Origin of the sequence: Streptomyces sp. URMC 126, assembly GCF_051386555.1 — a bacterium.
Taxonomy (GTDB): Bacteria; Actinomycetota; Actinomycetes; order Streptomycetales; family Streptomycetaceae; genus Streptomyces.
In genome coordinates, this window is the sequence record NZ_JBPQTX010000347.1 from 1 (window position 1) to 7,178 (window position 7,178).

A 7,178-nucleotide genomic window follows, 5' to 3' on the forward strand; every position below is an offset into this window, starting at 1 on the left:
CCCACGCCCGCTCGCCACCCGCCGTCCGACGACCGCGTCGGCCCCCGGCCCGACGGCCCCCTCCGTCAATCCCTCGGGCAATCCCTCACGACAGAAAGCCCACGACCCCGAACCCCGGCATCCGCCCCGCCGACCGCATCCAGCCCACGCACTCCTCGATCACCTCCAGCGTCATCGGATCCACCTCCCGCCGCTGCTCCTCCGTGGTGGCCTCCCACTGCGCCAGACCCTTCGCGCACTCCTCCGCCGTCCACTCGCCGTAGCCGGGCAGGTCGGTGAACGGCAGCGGGTCGGGGAGGGAGTAGGTGAAGCCGGTGACGGAGACGGCGGTGATGCCGAGCCCGGCCATCGCCTCGTCCAGCCGAGGCAGCCACGAAGCCCGTATCGGACAGAAGTTGTCGTTCGGCAGGCGGTAACCCGTGAGTTCGCAGAGCCTCTTGTACGCGTAGCCGTACTGGAAGCCGTACTCCTCGTCGAACGGACCGCCGGCGATCACCGCCTCCAGCGCCTGGTACGCCGTGGGCGCGCCATGGCTTATCGCGTCCGCGAACCAGGAGTCGGAAGCGGCCAGATCGGCGCCGAAGTTGTCACGGACGGCGTGCAGCAGCCCCTCGTCGCGGCAGCCGATGTAGGCGCGCGCGGTGGCGAGGTCGAGCAGGGAGAAGGACATCGCGGAACTCATGGAACCCACCGTAGACCCGGGCACTGACAACGCCCCGGGCCCACGGTGAACCCCCTGGTCGGGGCCGGTCCCGCCGTGCCTACGCCTTGCTCACCGCCGCCAGGATCTCCGGCAGCCGCCGGGTCATCCGCGTCGCGGCGAACCGCAGCCCCGCCCAGGCGGCCAGCGGCCCGTAGACGACGCCGAGCGGCAGCACCGTCCACAGCAGGCCGTGACCGTCCGTCACGTGCAGTGCGATCGTCAGGCCGATGAGCGGCGCGCACACCGCCATGCCGGCCAGCGACCAGAGCGTGCCGAGCCAGGCGATGCCCGTCTGGCCGGGGGCGACGTTCTTGAAGGCGTGGTCCTGCGGGACGGAGTAGGGGAACTGCACCGAGGCGATGGCACCCGTGCCGAGGAACCCGCCCAGCACCGCGAGGGACAGACCCAGCACCTCCGGGCACTGGTCCCACCTGCCGGTGACCACCGCCATCGCCAGGACGAGCAGGACCAGGTAGGGCACCGTGATCAGCGCCAGGGCCAGGGCACGGCCGCGCAGTTCGGCGAGCGCGTCGCGCGGCGAGCCGATCGTCTGGAGGACCATCCAGAAGGCCGGCCCGTCCTGTCCGAGCTGGTTGTACATCAGTCCGGTCAGCATGACGACCGCGACGGACACGAAGTACAGGCTGTGCGCGCCCTGCACGATGTTGACGAGGGGAACGGCGATGCCGATGCCCAGCATCGACCCCCAGGTCGTCTTGGTCTTCGGGTCGCGCCAGGCGTAGCGCAGCTGGCGCTGGGCCACCGTGCCCACCCGGCCGGCGGGCAGCAGCCGGGACCATCCCGCGCCCGCGGCGCGTTCCTTCTCCGGCTTCGTCGTGGAGACGAGGGTGGAGGAGTCCGGCGAGGTCATGACCTTGGTGAGGGTGCGCTGCCACCAGAACAGCAGGGCGGCCAGTACGGCGGCGGTCAGGGCGAGTTCCGCGACGGCGAGGCCGTACTCGCCCTCGCTCGTGGCGCGGACGGCGTCCAGCGCGGAGCCCGGCGGAATCCAGCGCGTCACGTCCGCCAGCGGCTCCAGCCGGGCCAGCCCGGCCTCGGACAGCTTCCGCACCGCCAGGTTGACGAGTTGTGCGCCGACGCCGACGATCACGCCGCTGAGCAGGGCGAGGTCGCGCCCCTTGCGGCTGGACAGGAGCCGGACGTTGGCGGTGGCGACGGCGCGGGTCAGGGTCACGCAGACGAGCAGGGTCAGCAGGACCGCCGGCACGGCGACCGCGAACGCCGCGGCCCCGTGCGCCGTCGCGATCACCGAGCCCGCGAGGATCAGGAAGGTGAACGCCGGGCCGCTGCCGATCAGCGAGCTGACCAGCAGCGCGGTGGTCAGCGGCGCGGGCCGCAGCGGCAGCATCACCAGCCGGGTCGGGTCCAGCGTCTCGTCGCCGCCGGGGAAGAGCAGCGGCACCACCGCCCAGCCGAGGGCGAGGAGCACGGCGAGCGGCACGGTGAGCGCCGCCGCGTGCTCGGTGCCGCGCAGCGACGCCAGTCCGAGCAGCTGGAGCGCGCCGAACAGGGCGACGAGCACGAGGGACGCGATGAAGACGGCCTTCCGCTTGTTCGACTGCCGTAGGCCGTTGCGCAGCAGCGTCACCTTGAGGCGGGCGAAGAGCGGGGTCAGCGAGAGGAGAGAGGCGGACGTGGCGGGAGTGACGGAGGCGGGAGCCGCGGTCGTGGCGGTCATCGCGCACCGCCCAGCCAGTCGAGCTCCTGCCCCTCGCTCGCCCGCCGGGCGCCGACGAGGTCGAGGAACGCCGCCTGCAGGGTGGGGGCGTCACCCCGGACCTCCTCCAGGGTGCCGTGCGCGCGGATGCGGCCCGCGGCGAGGACGGCGATCCAGGAGCACAGCGACTCCACCAGCTCCATGACGTGACTGGAGAAGACGACCGTGGCACCGGAGGCGGTGTAACGTTCCAGCACCCGGCGGATGGTCTGCGCGGAGACCGGGTCGACACCCTCGAACGGCTCGTCCAGGAAGAGCACTTCGGGGTTGTGCAGCAGCGCCGCCGCGAGCCCGATCTTCTTGCGCATGCCGGTCGAGTAGTCGACGACGAGCTTGTGCTGCGCGCTCGCGAGATCGAGCACGTCGAGGAGCTGGGTGGCCCGCTGGTCCACCTCGTCGCCCGGGAGGCCGCGCAAACGGCCGGTGTAGGCGAGGAGTTCGCGTCCCGACAGCCGCTCGAACATCCGCAGCCCCTCGGGCAGCACGCCGATCACCGACTTCGTGGCGGCCGGGTCGGCCCAGACGTCGCGGCCGGCGATCTCCACCCGTCCCGAGTCGGGCCGCAGCAGGCCCGTCACCATCGACAGCGTCGTGGTCTTGCCCGCTCCGTTCGGGCCGACGAGCCCGACGAACCGGCCGGCGGGTATCTCCAGGTCGATCCCGGCCACCGCCACCTGTTCGCCGAACCGCTTCCAGAGTCCCTCTACGCGTACGGCCGCGGATGTCGCTTCCCGTCCCACTGCCATCCCTCGCTCCTGGTGGTGCAACGGGGGCGGCAGGCCCCGCCCCCGTTCTCAGCCTAGGGTCCGCCGACGGCGGGGACAGGTGACAAACGTCAACGACTTTCGGAGGACGTCCGTCCTGGTCCGGGGCGGGTTCGGGCCGGGGCGAGACGTCGCGGGACGCCGACGGTCTCCGGCGCCGGCTACCGGCTCCGCACCTCCGCCGGCTGCCCGGCGCACGCGTACGCGAGCGCGCTGACCAGCTCCTCCGCGTCGGGCAGCCAGCGGTTGGCGGCCGTGGGCTGGCGCGCCCACTGCACGGCCCCGCGGTTGCCCACCCGGCTCGGCGGCGCCACCACGTAATCACCCTCGCCCCGCGCCACCAGGTCCAGCGAGGACGGCCGCCAGCCCAGCTTGCGCACCGCGTCCGCGACCTTCAGCGCCCCGCCCGGGAGGACGAAGAAGAGCATCCGGCGGAACGGCGTGCTGGTGATCGGCCCCAGTTCGATGCCCATCCGCTCCATGCGGGCCAGCGCCAGGCAGCCCGCGGACTCCGAGACGTCCAGGGCGTCGAACGTCCGCCCCGTCGGCAGCAGGACCGCGGCCCCCGGGTGTTTCGCCCACATCCGGCGCGCGCCCACCGCGCTGCCGGTGGCCTGCGTGGCCCAGTCCGGGCGGGCCGGGTGGGCGCCGGGGGCCGGGCAGTCGAGATCGCCGCAGGAGCAGCGTTCCCGGCCGTCCACGGCCTCCAGCCAGGTGCCGGCGAAAACGTCCCAGTGCCGCTCCTCCGCGTACCGCACGGCGGCGTCGAGGACGCGCTCGCCGCGTTGTTGGGGAATGCGCGGGGTCCCTACTCCGATCGTCTCTTCCACGTTCATCACAACTCCCCTTGTCACCAGGGGTTACGGGCCGTCCCGGGGGTGCATGGGGGCAGCGGGCATCAGCACACGGGGCGCACGGATGCATGTGCGGGGGCGCAGAGGCGGCTTCGCCCCGGGAGGGGGGTAGCCACCTGCGAGGCGGAAGCCGGCACAGCCGACGCATTCATCAACGCTCTGGCATCAATACGGGAAAGTCCGGCATTCTCAGGACATTGGGGGGAAAGATCGCAGAGGAAGGCGCTCTCAGCTGTCTCAGCTTCTCCGCGGTTCGCGAAGGACTTCGCGAACGGATAGCAGTCTCAGGGGGTACAGATGGCCGCACGGCCACTCGTCGCGCGGCAGCCGAACGAACGGCTGCAGGCGCTCATCCAGGAAGCCGGCTGCTCCAACGCCGGCCTGGCCCGCCGCGTCAACATGTGCGGTGCCGAGCACGGTCTTGATCTCCGTTACGACAAGACGTCCGTCGCCCGCTGGCTGCGCGGTCAGCAGCCGCGCGGGCGCGCCCCGGCCGTCATCGCCGAGGCGCTCGGCCGCAAGCTGGGCCGGACCGTCACCATCGACGAGATCGGGATGGCCAACGGCAAGAACCTCGCCTCGGGCGTGGGCCTGCAGTTCTCCCCGACCGTCATGGGGGCGATCGAGCAGGTCTGCGAGCTGTGGCGGAGCGACGTCGGCCGCCGGGACTTCCTCAGCGGCACCTCGGTCGCCTCGTCCGCGCTGGTCGAGCCCAGCCGCGACTGGCTGATCACCGGCGCCGACCCGCAGGTCGCGCGGAGCGCGGGCGCCCGGGTCGGGGTGTCGGACGTCGAGGCGGTCCGCGCCACCACGGAGGCGCTGGTCGAGCTCGACCACCGGTACGGCAGCGGGCACGTCCGCCCGGTCGTCGTCCACTACCTGAACAGCGTGGTGTCCGGGCTGCTGGCCGGTTCGTACCGGGAGGCGGTCGGCCGTGAACTCTTCGCGGCCGTCGCACGGCTGACCGAGCTCGCGGGCTACATGGCGGTCGACACCGGACAGCCCGGGCTCGCCCAGCGCTACTACATCCAGGCCCTGCGGCTCGCGCAGGCCGCGGGCGACCGCGGCTACGGCGGCTACGTCCTCGCCGCGAGCATGAGCCACCTCGCCGCGTCGCTCGGCAACCCGCGGGAGATCGCCCAGCTCGCGAAGGCGGCGCAGGAGGGCGCCCGGGGGCAGGTCACGCCCCGGGTCGAGGCCATGTTCTACGCGGCCGAGGCGCGTGGGCACGCGCTCCTCGGCGACGCCCGGTCCTGCCAGACCGTCGCGGCCAAGGCCGTCACCAAGCTCGAACAGGCCGACGGAGGCATCGACTCCGGTGACGACCCGCCGTGGATCCGGCACTTCGACCGCGCGTACCTCTCGGACGAACTGGCCCACTGCCACCGCGACCTGGGCCAGTCCGAGCCGGCCCGCAGGCACGCGGAGGACGCCCTGGCCAACCACCCGGAGGGCCGCGTCCGCCGCCGGGCCATCGGCCTCCTGCTGCTCGCCACGGCACACGTGCAGCAGCGGGAGGTGGAAGAGGCCTGTGTGACGGGCACCCGGGCGCTGGAACTCCTCGGCACCCTGCGGTCGAACCGCGGCGCGGAGTACCTGGAGGACTTCCGGCAGCGCCTCCAGCCGTACCGGGACGAGCCGATGGTGCGGGACTTCGGGGCACGGATGGAGATGCAGGCGGCGTAGGGGCTCGGGTACGACGCCGGGCGGGCCGGTCGTTTCGGCCCGCCGGGCGTTCCGGGGCGGGGGGAAGCGTGTTGTGGGCCCGTGGGAGGTGCGTTCGGGGGCCGGGGAGGTGCCGGGGCCGCTCCGCGCGGGCCGACGGAGCGGCGGCCGACGGAAGCGGCGGGTCCGCCCGTGCCCCCAACCACCGCACGTGGCCTGCCGTCAAGTCACCGGGTAGCGTGAGCCGCCGTTCCGTACCCGTACAGCATGAGGAGTCCCGGTGACGCAGAGCGGACAGGGAAACGAGCCGCAGTTCCCTGCGGCCCCGCCGGCGCACGAGGGCATCGTGCTGCCCTCCCGCCCCGCTCAGGCACCGGCGGCGGACGGGACGCCGTCGACGCCGTCCCCGGACGGGCCGTCATGGGGCGGCGGGGCGTGGGAGCCGCCGGGCGGCCCCCGGACGCCGCTGCCTCCCGAGATGCCCCCGCACACCCCGGCGTCCGGCCCCGCCGACGCCGAGGCGACGCGGCACCTGCCCCCGGTGGGCGCGGGACCGATGCCGGGCGCCCCGCTCCCGCCCTACACGCGGGGTGCGGGCGACGACGCGACGGGCTCCGGCGCGGCCACGCAGTACCTTCCGCCGGCGCGGGGACACGGCGCGGCGCCCGGGGCCGGCGAGGCGCCCCGCATACCCGGGGCGCCCGACGGCACGGGTCTCCGTCCGGCGCCCGTTCCCCCGCAGGGCCTCGGCCCGGCCGCGCGTACCCCCGGCCCTGTACCGCCCCTGCCGGGCAGCGCCCCGGCGTCCGGCGGCAACGCGGCGGTGCCCGAGTACCTGCCGCCCATGGCGGGCACCGGCGCCCCCGGCGGAGAGGGCGAGCCGGCCACGCAGTACCTGCCGCCCCTCCAGGAGCCGCCGGCGGGCCCGGGCGGCGACGGGGAGGCCACGCGCTACCTGCCGCCGGTCGCTCCCGGCGGGCCTTCCTCCGCGGCGACCGACTCCGCCGCGACGCAGTACCTGCCGCCGGTCCCCGGCGGGCCCGCGGCGGGGCCGCCGTCCGACGCGGCGGCCACGCAGTACCTGCCGCCGGTGCCGGGCGGTCCGGGCGCCGGGTCGGCCGGTTCGCGCGCCGGGGAGGCCGCCACGCAGTATCTGCCGCCGGTTCCGGGGAGCGGGCCCTCCTCCGGTGCCGCCGCCGGTCCCGAGGCGGCGTCGGCCGCCACGCAGTACCTGCCGCCCGTCCGGGGCGCCGCGGGCGACCCCGCCGGTTCCGGCGACGAGGCCGCCACCCGGTACCTGCCGCCTGTTCCCGGCGGGCCTGGGGCGGGCGGAATGGCAGGCTCTTTCGGCGCCACTGGCGCCCCCGGCACCCCTGGCATGCCCGGAGTCTCCGGCGCCCCGGGCTCCCCGATGCCCCCGCCCGCCGCGGACGCCTCGGCCGCCACCCAGTACC

Annotated in this window: 5 protein-coding genes and 1 pseudogene; 2 read left to right on the top strand and 4 right to left on the bottom strand. The window is 74.5% G+C overall.

The genetic code is table 11. From position 1 onward, the window contains the following. Nucleotides 1-85 precede the first annotated feature (85 nt). The 4 genes from ACSNOK_RS28710 to ACSNOK_RS28725 all read right to left on the bottom strand — a co-directional run bounded on the left by ACSNOK_RS28710 (nucleotide 86) and on the right by ACSNOK_RS28725 (nucleotide 4,041). A complete protein-coding gene (locus ACSNOK_RS28710; protein ID WP_436783710.1) occupies nucleotides 86-682 on the bottom strand; it encodes a DUF7691 family protein in 597 nt (198 codons plus the stop codon). Nucleotides 683-761: 79 nt separating this feature from the next. Continuing rightward, nucleotides 762-2,402 (bottom strand): transporter, encoded by a 1,641-nt coding sequence (locus ACSNOK_RS28715; RefSeq protein ID WP_436783711.1) that lies wholly within the window; start codon nucleotides 2,400-2,402, stop codon nucleotides 762-764. After that, the gene (locus tag ACSNOK_RS28720) at nucleotides 2,399-3,187 is read right to left on the bottom strand and encodes an ABC transporter ATP-binding protein (RefSeq protein WP_436783712.1); all 789 of its coding nucleotides are present in this window, start codon (nucleotides 3,185-3,187) and stop codon (nucleotides 2,399-2,401) included. Before ACSNOK_RS28720 ends, ACSNOK_RS28715 begins: the two co-directional genes overlap by 4 nt. Nucleotides 3,188-3,366: 179 nt before the next feature. After that, nucleotides 3,367-4,041 (bottom strand): bifunctional DNA primase/polymerase, encoded by a 675-nt coding sequence (locus ACSNOK_RS28725; protein ID WP_436783713.1) that lies wholly within the window; start codon nucleotides 4,039-4,041, stop codon nucleotides 3,367-3,369. Between the two features lie 315 nt (nucleotides 4,042-4,356). Here ACSNOK_RS28725 and ACSNOK_RS28730 point away from each other — a divergent pair, with 315 nt between their 5' ends. Continuing rightward, the gene (locus tag ACSNOK_RS28730; protein WP_436783714.1) at nucleotides 4,357-5,745 is read left to right on the top strand and encodes a transcriptional regulator; all 1,389 of its coding nucleotides are present in this window, start codon (nucleotides 4,357-4,359) and stop codon (nucleotides 5,743-5,745) included. Nucleotides 5,746-6,004: 259 nt separating this feature from the next. After that, nucleotides 6,005-7,178: pseudogene (locus tag ACSNOK_RS28735) on the top strand (hypothetical protein); the annotation flags it as partial.